16 protein-coding genes, 1 other RNA gene and 1 other annotated feature are annotated in these 18,609 nt (G+C 39.6%); of the genes, 4 read left to right on the top strand and 13 right to left on the bottom strand.

Features of this window, described 5'->3' with window-relative positions; genetic code table 11:
- Positions 1-60: 60 nt before the first annotated feature.
- Both B1NLA3E_RS17040 and B1NLA3E_RS17045 read left to right on the top strand, forming a co-directional pair.
- Positions 61-384, top strand: a complete 324-nt coding sequence (locus B1NLA3E_RS17040; protein WP_015592686.1) for a transposase — start codon at positions 61-63, stop codon at positions 382-384.
- Complete coding sequence (locus tag B1NLA3E_RS17045) at positions 381-1,262, top strand: IS3 family transposase (RefSeq protein WP_015592685.1); 882 nt, start codon at positions 381-383, stop codon at positions 1,260-1,262. The genes B1NLA3E_RS17040 and B1NLA3E_RS17045 overlap by 4 nt, the downstream gene beginning before the upstream one ends.
- Positions 1,263-1,655: 393 nt before the next feature.
- On the opposite strand, the gene recD2 is transcribed toward B1NLA3E_RS17045, so the two are convergent.
- From recD2 to B1NLA3E_RS17080, 6 genes are all read right to left on the bottom strand, one after another.
- On the bottom strand, positions 1,656-4,076 hold the full coding sequence (gene recD2, locus B1NLA3E_RS17055; RefSeq protein WP_015595080.1) for an SF1B family DNA helicase RecD2: 2,421 nt from the start codon (positions 4,074-4,076) through the stop codon (positions 1,656-1,658).
- Between the two features lie 28 nt (positions 4,077-4,104).
- Positions 4,105-4,767 (bottom strand): tetratricopeptide repeat protein, encoded by a 663-nt coding sequence (locus tag B1NLA3E_RS17060; RefSeq protein WP_015595081.1) that lies wholly within the window; start codon positions 4,765-4,767, stop codon positions 4,105-4,107.
- A 92-nt stretch (positions 4,768-4,859) separates the two neighbouring features.
- Positions 4,860-5,975 (bottom strand): tRNA 2-thiouridine(34) synthase MnmA, encoded by a 1,116-nt coding sequence (gene mnmA, locus B1NLA3E_RS17065; RefSeq protein WP_015595082.1) that lies wholly within the window; start codon positions 5,973-5,975, stop codon positions 4,860-4,862.
- A 36-nt stretch (positions 5,976-6,011) separates the two neighbouring features.
- Positions 6,012-7,157: a cysteine desulfurase family protein gene (locus B1NLA3E_RS17070; RefSeq protein ID WP_015595083.1), complete on the bottom strand. Its 1,146-nt coding sequence runs from the start codon at positions 7,155-7,157 to the stop codon at positions 6,012-6,014.
- A gap of 49 nt (positions 7,158-7,206) precedes the next feature.
- Complete coding sequence (cymR, locus tag B1NLA3E_RS17075) at positions 7,207-7,626, bottom strand: cysteine metabolism transcriptional regulator CymR (protein WP_015595084.1); 420 nt, start codon at positions 7,624-7,626, stop codon at positions 7,207-7,209.
- 26 nt (positions 7,627-7,652) lie between these two features.
- Positions 7,653-8,312, bottom strand: a complete 660-nt coding sequence (locus tag B1NLA3E_RS17080; RefSeq protein WP_015595085.1) for a YczE/YyaS/YitT family protein — start codon at positions 8,310-8,312, stop codon at positions 7,653-7,655.
- A 175-nt stretch (positions 8,313-8,487) separates the two neighbouring features.
- On the opposite strand from B1NLA3E_RS17080, the gene B1NLA3E_RS17085 reads away from it, so the two are divergent.
- Positions 8,488-9,756 (top strand): replication-associated recombination protein A, encoded by a 1,269-nt coding sequence (locus B1NLA3E_RS17085; protein WP_015595086.1) that lies wholly within the window; start codon positions 8,488-8,490, stop codon positions 9,754-9,756.
- A 25-nt stretch (positions 9,757-9,781) separates the two neighbouring features.
- On the opposite strand, the gene B1NLA3E_RS17090 is transcribed toward B1NLA3E_RS17085, so the two are convergent.
- The 7 genes from B1NLA3E_RS17090 to B1NLA3E_RS25400 all read right to left on the bottom strand — a co-directional run bounded on the left by B1NLA3E_RS17090 (position 9,782) and on the right by B1NLA3E_RS25400 (position 16,659).
- Positions 9,782-10,738, bottom strand: a complete 957-nt coding sequence (locus tag B1NLA3E_RS17090) for an ABC transporter permease (protein WP_015595087.1) — start codon at positions 10,736-10,738, stop codon at positions 9,782-9,784.
- Positions 10,735-11,658, bottom strand: coding sequence for an ABC transporter ATP-binding protein (locus tag B1NLA3E_RS17095; protein WP_015595088.1), 924 nt, complete (start codon positions 11,656-11,658; stop codon positions 10,735-10,737). The genes B1NLA3E_RS17090 and B1NLA3E_RS17095 overlap by 4 nt, the downstream gene beginning before the upstream one ends.
- A 152-nt stretch (positions 11,659-11,810) precedes the next feature.
- Positions 11,811-12,578 (bottom strand): tRNA threonylcarbamoyladenosine dehydratase, encoded by a 768-nt coding sequence (locus B1NLA3E_RS17100; RefSeq protein ID WP_015595089.1) that lies wholly within the window; start codon positions 12,576-12,578, stop codon positions 11,811-11,813.
- Between the two features lie 173 nt (positions 12,579-12,751).
- Positions 12,752-12,937, bottom strand: a non-coding RNA gene (gene ssrS / locus B1NLA3E_RS24265) — 6S RNA.
- Between the two features lie 65 nt (positions 12,938-13,002).
- Positions 13,003-14,778: an aspartate--tRNA ligase gene (aspS, locus tag B1NLA3E_RS17105; RefSeq protein WP_015595090.1), complete on the bottom strand. Its 1,776-nt coding sequence runs from the start codon at positions 14,776-14,778 to the stop codon at positions 13,003-13,005.
- A gap of 11 nt (positions 14,779-14,789) precedes the next feature.
- Entirely contained in the window at positions 14,790-16,061 is a 1,272-nt protein-coding gene (gene hisS, locus B1NLA3E_RS17110; RefSeq protein ID WP_015595091.1) for a histidine--tRNA ligase, read from the bottom strand.
- 115 nt (positions 16,062-16,176) lie between these two features.
- Positions 16,177-16,416: a binding site (T-box leader), on the bottom strand.
- 66 nt (positions 16,417-16,482) lie between these two features.
- On the bottom strand, positions 16,483-16,659 hold the full coding sequence (locus B1NLA3E_RS25400; RefSeq protein ID WP_015595092.1) for a hypothetical protein: 177 nt from the start codon (positions 16,657-16,659) through the stop codon (positions 16,483-16,485).
- A gap of 170 nt (positions 16,660-16,829) precedes the next feature.
- Between B1NLA3E_RS25400 and B1NLA3E_RS17120 the strand changes: the two genes are divergently transcribed.
- On the top strand, positions 16,830-18,377 hold the full coding sequence (locus B1NLA3E_RS17120; RefSeq protein WP_015595093.1) for an SH3 domain-containing protein: 1,548 nt from the start codon (positions 16,830-16,832) through the stop codon (positions 18,375-18,377).
- The last annotated feature ends 232 nt before the right edge of the window (positions 18,378-18,609 follow it).

Below are 18,609 nucleotides of genomic sequence, written 5' to 3' on the forward strand. Positions count from 1 at the left end.
GGACACCCCTTTAACGGAAATCATTTGTGGCAATAATGATATTTACCAGGAGGGGTTTCCATGGGTGACCAACGTCAGAGTTATAGTGAACAATTTAAAAAAGAAACAGTTAAGTTTGCACAAGAACAACAACAAAAAAAGACTATGAGAGATATTGCGGATGAGTTAAAAGTTCCGCTTAGCTGCCTACATGACTGGATGACAAAATATCGTCAATTTGAATATGAACCTTTGGCGGTTGAAGAACGAATAAAAAAGCTAGAACAAGAATTGAAAGAAAAAGAACGTGAATTAAAGGAAAAAGACAAAAAGTTAGCTGTCACAGAAGAAGAATTGGCCATTGTAAAAAAGGCGGTGCACATCTTCAGCAGACCAAGAACATGAGGTTTCAATTCATTGAAGACCATCGCTCGGAGTTCTCGGTGGTGAAGATGTGTAAAGTGTTAGAGGTATCCACGAGCGGTTATTTCAAATGGAGAAATCATAAACCGAGTCAACAAGGAGTACAAAGGGAACGGATTAAAGAACGTATTGTACACTATTATAATGATTCCGACAGTGTATATGGTAGTCCGAAAATTACTAAGTTATTACTAAAAGAAGGATATAATATCACGGAAAGAACAGTTAGTATTTACATGAAGGAACTAGGTTTACGATCTTGTGTTTCCAAGAAATTTAAAGTTTGTACAACAAATTCGAATCATGAATACCCTGTAGCACCTAATAGATTAAATCAAGAATTCACTACAACAGCACCAAACAAGGTATGGGTAGTAGATATCACTTATATTCCTTGTCGGGAAGGACGCTTATATTTAGCTACTGTACTTGACCTGTACACTCGAGAAATAGTAGGTTGGCGCCTTTATGGACATCTGGAAACTCAATTAGTTCTTGATGCTTTAGAAGACGCTTATAAGTTAAGAAATCCAGAAAAAGGTTTGCTTCACCACTCAGACCGTGGGTCTCAGTATGCATCTAAGGATTACCGGGAAAGACTTGAGGAATATAAAATGGAGGCGAGCATGAGTCGTACAGGAAACTGTTATGATAATGCTTGTGCAGAATCCTTCTTTAGTCTGGTTAAAAAAGAATTATTAAGAGGTAGAAAATTTCAAACTAAAGATCAAGCTTACACCGAGATTTATCGTTACATTGAATTTTTCTATAACCGTAAAAGAATTCATAGTTCAATTGGATATGTATCACCAGTGCAGTATTCACAACAATACTGCAGGGGAAGGCTTAATAAAGGGTAGAACACCAATCAAAAGCAGTAAGCTGCCTTTTCTTCACTTAGCGACTAGCCAGATGATTCCGTGAAAGGGTCAAGCGGTTTTGGCTTGATGCTTTCACGGAATCATCTATCATTTGAAAAGTGAAGAAGAGGCTACTGCAACACTATATTAATTAAGTTTCGTTATTTAGGTGTCCACTTTCTTGACAGAGCTCCACTGTGTCCGGTAAATCTAAAAAATGCATAACTTTATCAAAATAAGGTCCTCTGTGTCCGTTTGGGTTTAAACGGACGACGGATAAGAATTTTAGCAAAGAATCGGCTTGAGTTGAAGCAGCATCAATCTCAGTCAATAGCTATTACTTCTCCATCTTGCGGTGCAGTCATGGTATTAAATTCGGTCATTCACGCTTTCTTACATAAAGTCATACGGGGTAGCTTCGTCCATCCCAATTAACGGATCCACTTCCATTAACATAGCCTCGTAGGAAATTTCTTGTCCATCTAGGGTTTCATTTGGGACCGGTATTTGCTCCTTGGCTTCATGGCTATTAAATTGCAATGCCTCTTGAAGTTTTTCAGTTAAAGTGGTATTTCTAGCTTGATCATCAGCCCGTTCAACCCCGATACGAAGAGCCTCTTCCTCGCCGCATAAAATAAGGAATTGTTTACTTCTCGTAATCGCTGTATAAATTAAGTTCCGTCTTAGCATACGATAATAACTTTTGACAACAGGAAGAATAACAATCGGGAACTCACTTCCCTGCGCTTTATGAACAGTACAACAATAGGCATGCGTTAACTTATTTAAATCTTGACGCGTATAAGTTACCTCTGTCCCCTCAAAGGAGACAATCAGCATATCTTGTTTTTCAACATTTTCTTTTGCAAAAAAAATCGAAACGACTTCTCCAATATCACCGTTAAATACATTATTTTCTGGCTGATTTACAAGTTGGAGAACCTTATCACCAATCCGATATTTTATATCAGCAAACAGAAGCTCTTTGCGCGTACCATCGGGATTTGGATTGAATATTTCCTGCAACAAAACATTTAAGCGATCAACCCCAGCTACACCTCGATACATTGGTGCAAGAACTTGGATATCCCTCGCGGTAAAACCTTTCTTCTTAGCATTCAGCACAACTTTTTCCACAACATCAGCCATTTGACCTGTAGAACATCTAATAAACGAGCGATCCTTTTGTTGGATTGATATTTGTTGCGGAACCCGTCCTCGCTTGATTTCATGTGCAAGTTCAATAATCGATGATCCCTCTGCTTGTCTGTATATATCGGTTAAGCGAACCAAAGGGATGACACCTGAGCGGAGCATATCCTTAAGAACCTGCCCGGGTCCAACCGATGGTAGTTGGTCCTCATCACCAACGAGAATCACTTGAATGGTTTCAGATAACGCCTTAAATAATTGATTGGCCATCCATACATCAACCATTGAAGTTTCATCGATGATAAGGATTTTCCCTTCTAAAGGATTGTCCTCATGATGATCAAAGCCCTCTGTCCCATTCCATCCAAGTAAACGGTGGATCGTAACAGCAGGAAGTCCTGTTGACTCTGACATCCGTTTGGCGGCACGCCCAGTTGGTGCAGCAAGCAAAAATGGAAAAGGCTCTTCTTTTTTATAGTCCTTAGTATCCAGGGAACAACCATGAAGCTCAGCATAAAGCTCGACAATTCCTTTTATGACTGTTGTTTTCCCTGTCCCTGGCCCACCTGTCAAAATTAACATTGGTGACATGAGTGCCGTTTGAATTGCCTCTTTTTGGGTTGGAGCATATTGAACGCTGATGCGCTCCTCAAGTTGGCCTAAGGCTAGCAAAAATTCCGATTCTGGAAACTGGTTCGCGTATTCAGTTTGAGCCATGATTCGTTTCATGTGCTTAACGATTCCCTTTTCCGCGAAATAAAGCGATGGTAAATAAACACGCTGGTCCTCTATGATGATTTTTCCCTCTTCAGCCAGTTTAATTACTTCTGCGGATATATCTGCAAACTCTATGATATCTCGTTGATTTTCTTCAAGTAGTGTTTTGACTCGATCTAATAAACTAGAAGCTTCGACATATACATGGCCCGCCTGAATGCTTTGATTTTCAAGTGTATAATGGCACCCAGCCTTGATACGGTCAGGATGAGATCCTGTAATACCGAGTTGGTGCCCTAACTCATCTGCTCTACCGAAACCGATTCCTTCGATATCTTCTACAAGCTGATAGGGATTTTTTTGGATCTTTTCTAGTGTCTCTTCTTTATAGACCTGATAGATTCTCATTGAGATTTGTGGCCCAAACCCATACTGATTTAATGCGACCATGATTTGCTCAAGACCCTGATGTTCCATGAGTGTGTCATAAAGAAGCTTAGCTCGCTCCGGAGGCAACTTTGGAATAGAATCAAGCAGAGACGGTTCATTCAAAATTTTAGAAATCGTGTTTTCCCCTAGGGTTTCAACAACCTTTTCCGCTGTCTTCTTTCCAATCCCTTTAAATAGTTCACTGGACAAATAATTTATAACACCCTGTTTAGATTGAGGCATGTCTTTTCGAAAGTGGGTAGCATGAAATTGGAGACCAAATCGAGGGTGTTCTTTCATTTCGCCATAGAAAATATATGATTCTTGTTCATGGACCCGGGGGAAATACCCGGTAATCACAGCTTCCTTATCCTCATACGTCTCGTTTGTTTCCTCAACGCGAATTCTCATTACAGTATATAAATTTTGTTCATTATGAAAAATCGTAACAAGATGTTTACCCTTGATAAATTTCCCTTGATTCGAAAACAAATCGAGCGAGTTTTGTTGTTCCACGGGATCCCCCCCTTTCTTAATGATTAGGTTAATGTGCTTGTTGATCCATACTCTCTAATAAAGTTTTTGTATTCTGAGCAAGTTCTTGATCTGGCTGAATTTCTAATGCTTTTTCGAGCATTGAGAGTGCATCTTGTTTATTTTCTTTAAAGGCAAAGGCAACGCCAAGATTGTAATAGGCATCGGCGTGCTTAGGTTCGATTTTCAAGCATTTTTGCAATTGATCAATTGCCTCATCAAGCAAGCCTTCCTGCGCTAGGCAAAGTCCGTACTGAAATAAGCCCTCAGAATCATGTTGATTTAATTCTACACCTCTTTGAAGGTAAGGCAGAGCTAATCGTGAATTACCCGAATTTACTAAACACATTCCCAACATAAAATAATTGTCACTTGTATGTAGTCCCTCTTTTACTGCACGTTCAAACATTGTTTTTGCATCATCATACTTTTCATTTTCATAATATAAGGTACCTGCACTATAATAGGCTGAGCCTCCGCCACCAAGTTCAATCGCCTTTTGAAAAAACTTCAGTGCCTTTTCGGAATCGCCAACTGCCGATAATACATTGCCAAAATTCACATAAGCAACAGCGTCAGTTGGGTTCGCTTCAATTTCTTCCATGAAAATTTTAGCGGCTTCTTCCCATTTTCCTTCTTTCATCATTTCAATTCCGAGTTGATTTTTATCCATTTATTTCACTCCGTTCTAACTGAAAGTATAACATTTAAAGACAAAAAAAGGGACTGACTTAACGCAAGTCAGCCGCTTACTTTTTGCGATGATTAGCCTACATAAGTAAGGCGTTCACCATGCTTAAACACTGTATCTATGGTCGCGCCACCTAAACATTCTTCACCATTATAGAAGACAACAGCTTGTCCAGGAGTAACAGCACGAATTGGTTGGTCGAAAATCACCTTTACCTTTTGATCATCCAAAATTTGCACTAAAACTTTATTATCGGGCTGGCGATAGCGGAATTTTGCCGTACATTCAAATTCTTGTGCAAAAGGTTTAGAAGTGGTCCAGCTAATATCTGTAGCAATAATAGCTTCGGAATAAAGCTTTTCGTGGTCGAATCCTTGACCGACGTAAAGAATATTTCGCTCCAAATCCTTACCTATCACAAACCATGGGTCTCCGGAACCACCAATACCTAAACCATGGCGCTGACCAATTGTATAATACATAAGACCATCGTGGCGCCCCATGATTTCTCCATCAAAGGTTTCCATATTACCGGGCTGTGCAGGAAGGTAATTTCCAAGGAAATCTTTAAAATTCCGCTCACCAATAAAACAAATGCCAGTACTGTCTTTTTTGGTGGCTGTGGCAAGATTTGCTTTTAATGCCAACTCTCTCACCTTAGACTTTTCTAAATTACCAATCGGAAACATCACTTTTTCAAGCTGAGTTTGTGAAAGCTGATTTAAGAAATAAGTCTGGTCCTTATTTTCATCAATCCCACGAAGCATTTTATAGGCTCCGTCTCGATATTCAACGCGGGCATAGTGCCCTGTAGCCAAGTAATCGGCACCAAGCTTTATGGCATGCTCTAAGAATGCCTTAAACTTTATTTCTTTATTACACATGACGTCTGGGTTCGGTGTCCTTCCCGCTTTGTATTCTTCGAGGAAATAAGTAAACACCTTGTCCCAATATTGTTTTTCAAAGTTGACAGCATAATATGGAATGCCAATTTGATTACATACGCGTATTACATCATCATAGTCTTCCGTTGCTGTACAGACGCCGTTTTCATCTGTGTCATCCCAGTTTTTCATAAAAATACCGATGACATCATAGCCCTGCTCTTTTAAAAGTAGTGCTGCAACAGATGAATCCACTCCGCCGGACATCCCAACAACGACTCGTGTATCCTTTGGTGCTTTTTGCATTATATCCACCTCGCTAAAATAGCGATCCTTCTAAATTCATTCACTTGTCAATCTTTTAATAATTTTAGCTGTTTCTTCGCCAACCTTTTCAATTTGCGCGGTTGTGTTCGTAATACCGAAGCTAAAACGGATTGAATTGGTCACTCTGTCCGATTGCCTGCCAAACATTGCAACCAAGACATGAGAAGGATCAATTGAACCTGCTGTACATGCCGAACCACTTGAAGCGGCAATCCCTGCTAAATCCAAATTCACTAGCATAGATTCGACATTTACACCAGGAAAACTTAAGTTTAAAACATGTGGTAAGGAATTTTCAAGTAATCCGTTTATTAAAAAGTTTATTTTTGCTTCTGTCAATTTTTGAACCATTATTTGTTTAAATTGTTGATATTGAACACGCTTCTGTTCTAATCCCGCTTGAACAAGTTTAACCGCCTCGTGAAATCCGACGATTGAGGCCACATTCTCTGTTCCTGCCCGTCTCTTTCTTTCTTGCTCTCCACCGAAACTTCGCGGTGATAACTTTAACCCGTCTTTTACAAATAGAAAGCCAATCCCCTTAGGACCATTGATTTTATGAGCAGAAACAGACATTAAATCAAGGTGAAGATCATGGACATTTATTTTTTCCAAGCCATATGCTTGAACCGCATCGCTATGAAAAACAGCCTGATGGTTAGTGAGAATTTTGCCTATCTCCGCTATTGGCTGTAGGGATCCGACTTCATTATTTCCGTACATGACTGAGACTAGAATCGTATCATCACGCAAAGCACTTTCTAACGATTGGACAGAAACTCTCCCAGTCTCATCTACAGGCAAATAGGTGATGTCAAAGCCGTCTTTTTCAAGTTGTTTACAGGAATGAAGAATGGCATGGTGCTCAATGACAGTCGTGATGATATGCTTGCCTTTATGTTGGTTAGCAGATACAACCCCAAAAAGCGCTAGATTGTCTGCTTCGGTTCCACCGCTTGTAAAGATTAATTCATTCGGCTTTGCTCCGATACTTGTCGCTACTGCTTCTCTAGCATTATCCAACAAATGGCGTGCTTCTCTTCCAAATGAGTGAATGCTTGATGGATTTCCATATTGTTCATTCATCACTTTAAGCATGGCTTCAACCACGTTTGGGTGCATCGGCGAAGTTGCAGCATGGTCTACATAAATCCTTTCCAAAACCTTTTCCACCTGCCTTTTAACTAGTTACCATTTTTAACCTTATCAATTAAATATAAAACATATACGAGTCAGTTTCCTCATTTTCATTAAAGTTAGCCAAGTCCTCTAATGTTGTACCGTCTAGCACATCCTTTACAGCATCACGAATTCGAATCCAAAGCTGACGTTTAACAGGTTCCTCTTCTTCAATCCCCTCGACCGGAGTAATTGGACCCTCCAAGACACGAATGATGTCGCCAGCAGTAATATGATTTGGGTCGTTTCCTAATACATAACCGCCATATGCTCCACGAATACTTTTTACTAAGCCTGCATTTCGTAATGGAGCGATTAACTGCTCTAAGTAATGTTCTGAAAGATCATTTGTTTGCGCAATCGATTTTAGCGAAATCGGACCATCACCATGTTTTTTTGCCAATTCAATCATTATGGTTAAACCGTATCTACCTTTTGTAGAAATTTTCATATACTAGCACCTCTTTTAGAATTTACTTAAGAATGACTAACTGTTGTTAATTGTTTATTAAACTTGTCTAGCGTTTTGTTGGTAAAGAACTGGCATTGTGGCAAAGCGAACCCGGCAATATACCCTATTGATATACTAAACAGTACCGTTCCCCAAAATACAGGGCCACCTAAAAGCCACCCAACAAATAATACCATGACCTCCATAAATGCCCGAACATATTTAACCTTCCAACCTGTTTTTAAGGTCAAAGCAATCATTAAGCTATCTCTCGGGCCTGCTCCAAATTGAGCAGAAATATAAATACCCATACCGTATCCATTAATAATTATAGCACTTAACAGCATGATAATTTTACCTACTGTTGTGTCGGGTGTCGAAAAAAACGGAAGTGCTAAATATAAATCAATAAACAGACCGATTAGGACCATATTTAAAAATGCCCCGAATTGTGGGAATTCCTTTGAAATCAACGAAGCTGTTATTAAAATGAAAATTCCAACTATAATCGACCAAGTTCCGATCGTTAACCCGAATTGATAAAATAAACCGATATGAAGCACATCCCATGGTGACGCACCTATACTTGCTTTTATTTGCAATGAAATCCCTAAAGACATCAGGGCTAGTCCGAGGATAAATATAAATAGCCTTGGAATAACTTGTCCTTTTCTTTTATTCCCCATTTAATAACACCTCGCTTAAACTGCATTATATCAAATAAATTTTATCAAAATCCTAAGTATTTTGATAGGTATTACACATTATAGCACAAGAAAATGCAATTTTCTTTTCTTCATGATATGTTAAAAGGAATGAGTCCTTATTAAAAGAGTACCGAATAGCTATGGAGAGATGAATATGTCAGATAAACCTCTTGCCTTTAGAATGAGGCCGAAAACTATTGAAGAAGTGTTCGGACAAGCTCACTTAGTTGGCGAAGGAAAAATCATTAATCGAATGGTCACAGCAAAACAACTGTCTTCTATGATTCTATATGGACCACCAGGAATCGGAAAAACCTCGATTGCTAGTGCTATTGCCGGCAGTACCAAATATGCCTTTCGCATGCTAAATGCCGTCACGAACAATAAAAAAGATATGGAAATCGTTGCAGCAGAAGCGAAAATGTCTGGGAAAGTAATCCTATTGCTCGATGAGGTTCACCGCCTTGATAAGGGAAAACAAGATTTTCTACTTCCTTATTTAGAAAGCGGAATGATTACCTTAATCGGTGCCACCACCAGTAATCCCTTTTTAGCGATTAACCCGGCAATTCGGAGTCGCTGCCAAATATTTGAGTTAAAGCCACTTAGTCCCGATGATATTAAGCTGGCTCTTACAGCGGCACTGCATGATCCTGAACGAGGACTTGGGAAGTACAATACCGAAGTTTCTGATGAGGCGTTAACCCATTTAGCAAATGCTTCGAATGGTGATGTCAGGAGTTCATTAAATGCACTCGAGTTAGCTGTTTTATCAACTGTCGCAAGTGATGATGGAAAAGTCCATATTGACCTGAAGACCGCCGAGGAATGTATCCAGAAAAAAAGTCTCTCCTACGATAAGGATGGAGATGGTCATTATGACGTCATGTCGGCTTTTCAAAAATCGATTCGGGGCAGTGATGTAAATGCCGCTCTCCATTATTTAGGTAGATTAATCGAAGCCGGTGACATGCCAAGCATCAGCAGGAGGCTGTTAGTGATCTCGTATGAAGATATAGGGCTCGCGAACCCCCAGGCAGGTGCAAGAACTCTTGCTGCAATCGAATCTGCTGAACGGCTCGGGTTTCCAGAGGCTAGGATTCCACTTGCCAATGCTGTCATTGAGCTTTGTTTATCACCTAAGTCAAACTCCGCGGTTTTGGCCATAGAAGCTGCTCTCGCTGATGTTCGCAGCGGTAAGTCGGGTGAAGTCCCCGCACACTTACGCGATGCTCATTATAAAGGAGCGAAAGAGCTCGGGCGTGGTATTGACTATAAATATCCCCATGACTTTGAAAACGGCTGGGTAAAACAGCAGTATTTACCTGACAGATTAAAGAACAGCATTTATTATAAGCCGAAGTTAACCGGGAAATTTGAACAAGCGCTAGCAACTGTCTATGAAAAAATCAGAAAAAAATGAGGCTGACGCAATGTCAGCCTCTTCTTTATGCCGCGATATCTCTCTTTTTGAAAACAAAATAGGCCAAAAATAGAAATAAGCAAAAATACAATAAGAGCATGGTGATTGAGAATGACAACGTCATCCCTGCAACGACCGGTGTCCCTTCAAAATATCGCGTTAAATCTGTGTTAGCAAACAAAATATATTTTGCCCACTCATACTTCATCGCTAAAAGGGAGGTAATTTGGCCACCAGTAAACATAAGGAATAATGATAACCCAATTGCCAGTGAATTATTGCGAAACACTGCGGAAATCATAAAAGCCATTGTGGCTAACATCACCATATTAATTGATTTAAACAGGTAAAAAATGATGAGATGGACCCAGATTGGCTGTTCTGTTACTTTCCCTGCAAAATAATTTAAATATGGTGAGGTGTTCTCAGGGAATCCAAACAATATCGCTCCGATGGCTGTAGATAATCCAAATAAAAGAATGAGCATAAAAACTCCGAACAATAATACTGAGATATATTTTGAAAGCAAAATCTTCGCCCTACTGATTGGCCTGATTAATAATAACTTGATCGTCCCCCAGCTAAATTCACTTGCGACAATACCGGCGGCTATCGTAATCGTAAATAATCCGACAAACTCGATTAGCTGTGAAACATCATTTACAAAGCTCCATGAAGTATAAGCTTCATTCGGTGAAAGGTTATGCTTAATTCGGTATTCGTTAATGGCAATGGTTCTTTTGAAGTATTCATCTTGGTTGATTGGGCTTTGTTCAACTTGTTTCATTTGTTTCTTGAGCGCGTCGTTCTCTGTTTGGAGTGTTTGTTTCCAGCCAGCATTTTCCGAGGGCTGATCATCTAGGTGTTGATATTTCATAAACGCCGCGGCAATTGAAACCATTATCACCAATAGACCAATCATGACGTATGTACCAGGACGACGAAAAACTTTTATCCATTCATTTTGAATTAAGGGCATCATTGGATTTGTCCTCCTTTTTCATTTGTAACTTCAAGGAAGCGATCCTCTAACGATTTGGTGATTTCCCTTACTCCAAAAACCTCAATATCTGCGTTAACAAGTAATTTTATCATTTCAGGAACAGATTTTTTATTTTGTGCCATGGTAATTCTGTTGTCACTCTTTTTTATTGAGTTGTTAGGATAGACATTTTCTAGGAGCTTAACCGCCTCATCGACAGGAGCTACTTCGAACTCGAATAGTTTTTCTGTCCCTTGCACAAAATCGTGGACAAGCTGAACATCGATTAACTTTCCATTTTGAATGATTCCAATTCGGTCACACATCATTTCCATTTCGGATAATAGGTGACTTGAAACAATCACTGCCATATTTTTTTCTTTAGCAAGTAATCTTAAATAATCTCTGATTTCGCGGATTCCAGCAGGATCTAAGCCGTTTGTTGGCTCATCTAAAATCAAAACCTCCGGGTCGTGCAAAAGGGATTGTGCTAACCCAAGCCGTTGTCTCATCCCCAGCGAGTAGGTTTTCACCTTATCGTGGATTCGATCAGTTAGCCCCACCAATTCAACGATTTCATCTATTTTTTCATCAGTAACATTGTTTGCCATTCTTGCGTATTGTCGCAGGTTCTGATAGCCTGATAAAAATTTATACATTTCTGGATTTTCAACAATTGCTCCGATGGACCGCACTGCTTTTTCAAAATGACTTTGAATGCTATAACCAGCAATCTTTATGTCCCCGGATGTTATGTTCATTAATCCGACCATCATCCGAATGGTCGTAGTTTTCCCAGCCCCATTTGGTCCTAAAAATCCGAATACTTCACCTTTATGTACTTGAAAACTGATGGAATCGATAATGGTTCTTCCCTTTATCCTTTTTGTGAGATTTTCTATTTGGACGATTGGTCCCATACCGTTTCTCCTCTCTCTTTAAAGAGTATTACACCCTTTCAACTTACCTTTTTATCCAAAATAGTGCAACCTGCTTCACACAAAACTAAAATGGCGTTTCACGCCACAAAATACAAAGCCCTTGATAGCATTCAAGGGCCATTTTCAACTTATTATTTTTCGTCTTTAACTCGTTGAATTTTAATACCAGCTAATAGCTGACGTACGACATAGCTTGCCATGATTAAACCAGCAACAGATGGGACAAAGGCATTTGACGATGGTGGCATTTGCGCCTTTCGGATCACCGCTTGATCATTTCCAACCTCTTTGCGGACATCTTCTCTAATAACGATAGGACTTTCATCAGAAAATACCACAGGGATTCCTTTATGAATTCCTTCTTTACGAAGACGAGTCCGAATGACTTTTGCAAGTGGGTCAGTATGCGTTTTAGAAATATCAGCAATTTGAAACCGGGTTGGGTCCATCTTGTTTGCTGCCCCCATGCTTGAGATCATCGGAATATTCCGCTTTAAGCATTCCTTCATCAAATGGATTTTATATACGATCGTATCCGATGCATCAATTACAAAATCAAGGCCATAGCTAAAAAACTGCTCGTAGGTTTCTTCTGTGTAAAACATTTTGAGAGAGATCACTTCACAATCAGGATTAATATCTTTAATCCTTTCTTTCATTAAATCAGCCTTTGGTTTTCCTACAGTTGATAATAAAGCGATCACTTGTCGGTTCACATTTGTAATATCAACATTATCTTTATCAACAAGCAACAACCTACCGACTCCGGACCTGGCAAGAGCTTCTGCGGCAAAGGAGCCTACTCCACCAATTCCAAGTACAGCAACTGTACTGCCTTTCATTTTTTCCAGCCCTTCTTTACCGATGGCTAGTTCATTCCTTGAAAATTGATGTAACATCTCTAATCACTCCAAAAACATACTTATATAAAATTTTAATTACTTCTTATCTTTTTCCCGTTAATGATTATATAATACTTCGGAATAAAAACAAGTATTTCTATAGGAATTAATTATTATTAACAAGAAAAAACTCCATGAATCATTCATGGAGTGTGTTGGTTTGTTTACAAAAAAGTCCCAATCGTGCCGTCGCTTATTGCTTAGTTTTGATCCTGCTCTCTGCAGGTGGGTGTTCTGTCCCAAGCCTATGTAAGTCCCCTAAAAAGAGGCGTGTACGCAACCTGAAAACTCCAAACTCCCGAAGTTAAAATGTTAGGTCAAAACATCTGCTGATTCAACTAACACATCAGGACTCTTTCTTATTAACTTACCTAGATATTAACATAATTTTTATCAGGATTCAAGAATTCAAAAGTGGCAATTACTTGTCCTTTTTTACAGTTAAATCCAAGTATAACTCTCTAAGCTGTGCTGAACTAACCTGAGCAGGAGCTTCCGTTAACAAACAACTAGCACTAGCAGTTTTCGGAAAAGCAATCGTATCACGAAGGTTTGTACTTCCCGCCAAAAGCATGACCAGACGGTCCAAACCTAAGGCAATTCCGCCATGTGGAGGAGTTCCGTATTCAAACGCTTCTAATAAGAATCCAAATTGATCAAGTGCTTCTTGCTCTGAAAATCCTAAGACCTTAAACATTTTTTCTTGGATCGGACGTTCAAATATCCGCAATGATCCCCCACCAAGCTCATAACCATTTAAAACGATATCATATGCCTGTGCCCGAACCTTGCCTGGTTCTGAATCTAAAAACTCTAAATCCTCTCGGAAAGGCATCGTGAACGGATGGTGAGCGGCGTAATAACGGCCATCATCCTCGGAATATTCAAGTAACGGCCAATCCGTTACCCAAAGGAAGTTATATAAGCTTGTATCAATAAGGTCTAATTCTTTTCCTAACTTCAAACGCAAAGCACCAAGAGAATCGGCCACAACACTCTTTTTATCAGCAACAAACAACACTAAGTCACCTGTTTCCACACTAAGTGCAGCGCTAATTTGTTTTTGTTCTTCCTCTGTTAAAAATTTAGAAATCGGACCTTTTAATCCGTCGATTTCTGCTTTTAACCAAGCCAAGCCTTTTGCCCCATAAACAGCGACAAATTCTGTTAAAGCATCTATATCCTTACGGGAATATCGATCCGCTGAGCCTTTAACATTAATAGCCTTCACTTGACCACCAGAAGAAATTGCCCCTGTGAATACCTTAAACCCAGAATCCTTTACAATTTCGGAAAGGTCCGTTAATTCGAGTCCAAATCGTGTATCAGGTTTATCTGAACCAAAACGACTCATCGCTTCATCGTAGGACATACGTGGTAATGGAAGTTTGACATCGTGGTCTTTTACTTCCTTCATGATTTTAGCCATCATGGTTTCGGTAAGCGACATGATATCGTCTTGACTCATAAAGCTGGTTTCAATATCGACTTGGGTGAATTCCGGTTGACGATCGGCACGTAAATCCTCATCACGGAAACAGCGAGCAATTTGGTAATATCGTTCTACCCCACCAACCATCAGCAACTGTTTGAAAAGTTGCGGTGATTGTGGAAGTGCATAGAATTCCCCAGGATGGACACGACTTGGAACTAAATAATCCCTCGCACCCTCAGGCGTGCTTTTTGTTAAAATCGGTGTTTCAATATCAAGAAATTCTTCACCGTCCAAATACTCGCGAATCGACTTCGTCACTTGATGGCGCATTTTGAAGGTTTCGAACATCACGGGACGACGCATATCTAAATATCTATATTTGAGACGAACATCCTCTGCTACCTCTGTTTTATCTGTGATTTGAAACGGCGGTGTTTTTGCCTCGTTAATAATTGTTATTTCCTCAACTTGAACCTCGATTGTTCCAGTTTTTAGATTTTCATTTATTGTTCCTTGTTCTCTGGCAATGACTAACCCTTTAATATCAAGAACGTATTCTGACCGGACCTTTTCGGCAATCGCTAACGCACTCTCAGATACAGCTGGATTAAAAACAACCTGAACAATCCCGGTGCGATCACGTAGATCGATAAAAATCAAACCACCTAAATCCCGACGTTTTGATACCCAACCTTTTAGGTTAACTTTTTCTCCAATTGCTGTTTCTGGTACTTCTCCACAAAAATATGTTCTCCCAAACATGTTATTCCCCCCTAATTGCATAACTCTTTTAAAGTTTCGATGAATGTATCAAGCTCTACTTCTGTTTGTTCTCCAGTTGCCATTGTTTTTACATTGATTTTATTCGCTCTAAGCTCATTATCACCTAATACTGCTACGAATCTCGCTTGAAGTCGATCAGCTGCTTTAAATTGCGTTTTAATCTTACGATCTAAATAATCCCGTTCAGCAGTAAATCCGGCCTTTCGGAGTTGATGTAACAAGGAAACCGTATAATCCTTCGCCTCATCCCCAAGTCCTACAAGGTAGCAATCAATGTCTGTAGTGATGGGTAGCTCAACTCCCTCAGCATCTAGTGCAGCTAGGAATCTTTCAATGCTCATCGCAAAACCAATTCCAGGTGTCTCAGGCCCACCAATTTCCTCGACAAGACCGTTATAACGCCCTCCACCACATAAAGTAGTAATAGCTCCAAAGCCCTCTGCATCACTCATAATCTCAAAAGCAGTGTGGTTATAATAGTCCAAACCGCGAACTAAATTTGGATCAATTTCAAACGGAACATCAAGTGCTGAAAGGTATTTTTGTACTTTTTCAAAATATTGACGAGACTCATCATTCAAAAACTCAATGATAGATGGAGCTGATTTCATCAATTCATGTTCTCGATCTTGTTTACAATCAAGAATTCTCATTGGATTTTTAATTAACCGATTTTGACAATCAGAACAAAATTCACCGATTCTTGGTTGAAAATGATTGATTAACGCATCACGGTGATTGGCCCGGCTTTGTTTGTCGCCAAGACTATTAATAACAAGCTTAAGTTTTGTTAATCCCATCTCTCTATATAAATTCATGGCAAGCGAAATGACTTCTGCATCAATGGCTGGGTCAGAACTCCCTAGTGCTTCAACACCAAATTGAACAAATTGCCGAAAACGACCTGCTTGAGGACGTTCATAACGAAACATCGGTCCCATATAATAAAGTTTGACAGGCTGTGTGGCGTTACCAAACATTTTATTATCTACGAAGGATCTTACAGTAGATGCTGTTCCCTCTGGTCGGAGGGTTAAACTTCTATCGCCGCGATCAGTAAAAGTATACATTTCCTTTTGGACAATATCGGTGGTATCTCCAACTCCACGTTGAAATAATTCGGTATGTTCAAAGATTGGTGTGCGAATTTCCCGATATTGATATCTTTCACATAATTCTCTTGCCTTTTTTTCAATCAACTGCCACTTCTCCACTTGTCCTGGGAGAATGTCCTGAGTTCCTCTCGGAATATGAATAGCCATGTTTATCCTCCTTAAAACATTCCTTTTTTCCTCATTCTGCCAAGAATCTATCATAAAAGCTATTTATTTATAAATATAAAAAACAAAAAACCCCCGTCCCTTGTTACCTAAATAACAAAGGGACGAGAGTTATGTAATTAATCCCGTGGTGCCACCCTAGTTGAAGCAAACTTTGCTCCCGCTCAAACAGTTAACGCCTGTACACGTCCAGCTCCTACTAAAGACATCGTTCTTTTTCAGAGTGAAACCTACTGAGTGTTCATTCATTAAGTCATCATGTAGAAACGCTTTCAGCCACGGCGTTCCTTCTCTTTTCATGTGGTTCTTAATTACTATTCTCGATCATCGGTTCTTGTCGTAATAAGTCATTTTATTTATATTATGATACGGAGCATTAAAAGGATTGTCAAGGATAAAAACATTATGAACGCTCAAGGTGCTTTTTTAATTTTTTTACATCCATTAGGGAAAGTCCAAATTCCGATGCCAATTCAAACATATTTGCCTGTTGTTGTCTTTGGATAAAATCATGAAAATCAACACCAAACAATTGATTTTCACCCTCAATTGCGGACGTGTCCTTGTTGCCATATCTCATTTTGCTCACCCTTTGCAAAGTTTTCTTGTTTTTATTATTCCCATCAGCTTAAAAAATGTTTCATACTTTTGTTACTTTTCATCTTCTTTTGTGAGAAACAAGCAAAAAGAACATGATTTTCAAACAGTAGTCCGTTAAAATGGATTTATGTCTAAGAGGGGTGGCGCTTTGTGAGAAAAAAGCATTTATTTTGGATTTTTATTTTTGTTCTCAGTTTTTCCGGAATGCAACCCATCCAGAAAACGAGTGCAAATAACAGCAATATTAAAATTACTTCAAATCATACAAATGTCCGGGAAGGTCCCGGGTTAAGTTATCAACAAATTGGACAAGTCAATCAAGGAGACACTTTTGCTGCAATTAAAATAAATGGAGATTGGATTCAAATTCAACTTGACAACAATAAAAAGGGCTGGGTCGCTAATTGGCTCGTTACATATGAACAGAAAAAAAGCACAACCTCTTCCTCTTCGTTCCATAAAGGAGGGGAAATAAAAATTAAAACCGATGGGTTGCGAGTACGATCAGGCCCTGGAACAAGCTATAAGGTTGCTGACTCACTTAATAAAGGGAAAACCGCAGAAATAACCGATATAAAAGGGGATTGGCTTAAAATTGACTATACTGGTAACAGTGGATGGATTAGTAGCCAATTTGCAGAACCAATCGATCAACCACAAAAACAAGGCCAAACAACAAATCAAACTAAGCCCAGCTCGAAAAAGGATGATACATTCGCGACTGTGACCGCATCAACCTTGTATGTTCGCAGCCAAAATTCCTTTGACGGAAAAGTTATCGGGAAAGTTTATAAAGGGGATAAATTCCCAATTTTAGAAGAAAGCAATAACTGGAATAAAATTGAATATAAATCAGGTTCATACGGATGGGTTGCAGCATGGTACATAGAAAAGGGAGCTACTCAAACCTCCTCCAGTTCTGAATTAAAAGGTAGCACGATCGAAATTTTGTATAATGGCACGAACATCAGGAAGAAACCAAGTGTTCAATCTGAGGTTATGTTAAGAGCTGATCAGGGAGATACATTCGAAACGACAAAACTAGTTAATGACTGGTATGAAATTCATCTCAAAAATGGTGATACTGCTTATGTCGCTGGTTGGGTTGTTAACTCAAATGGTTCTTCACAACAGGTTGAGAAACCTGGATCATTCATCCATTTGAAAAATAAAACCATCGTTGTTGACCCAGGACATGGAGGTAGAGATGACGGGACGTCTGGATTCAGAGGCACTTCAGAAAAAGATATTACCATCCAGACCGCCCTTCTGCTAAGTAATAAATTAAAAGCGGCTGGAGCCAATGTGGTGTTAACTCGTACAAACGATACATTTATTTCACTAAACTCAAGGGTTCGAACATCCCATTATCATAATGCTGATGCTTTTATTAGCATTCATTACGATAGCATTACAGATAGAAGCGTCCGGGGCACCACTGGCTTTTATTATCATTCCTATCAAAAAAGTCTAGCATCCACCCTCCATTCTGCTGTAGTGCAATATACTAATTTAAAGGATAGAGGCGTCAGGTACGGTGATTACCATGTTCTCCGGGAAAACAAACAAAATGCTGTTCTATTAGAGTTAGGTTATTTAAGTAACCCAGCCGAAGAAACTCTTATTAGCTCCCCTCAATTTCAGGAGCAGGCCGCTTCAGGAATCTTCCAAGGACTGGCTAGTTATTTTCAGAAATGATTGTTAATTTAAAAGAGGCTGTTACCACTACAGCCTCTTTTTCTTTTCATTAAGCTCTGTTAAACTAGAATGTTGATTTCCGTTCCAGGCGCTTCGCTTTCCGCGGGGCGGGACAGGTGAGCCTCCTCGTCGCTAACGCTCCTGCGGGGTCTCACCTGTCCCGCTGCTCCCGCAGGAGTCTTCGCGCCTTCCACTCCAATCAACATTGTGCAAAAAAATCAACATTGAGTTT

Origin of the sequence: Bacillus sp. 1NLA3E, from assembly GCF_000242895.2 — a bacterium.
Taxonomy (GTDB): domain Bacteria; phylum Bacillota; class Bacilli; order Bacillales; family Cytobacillaceae; genus Bacillus_BU.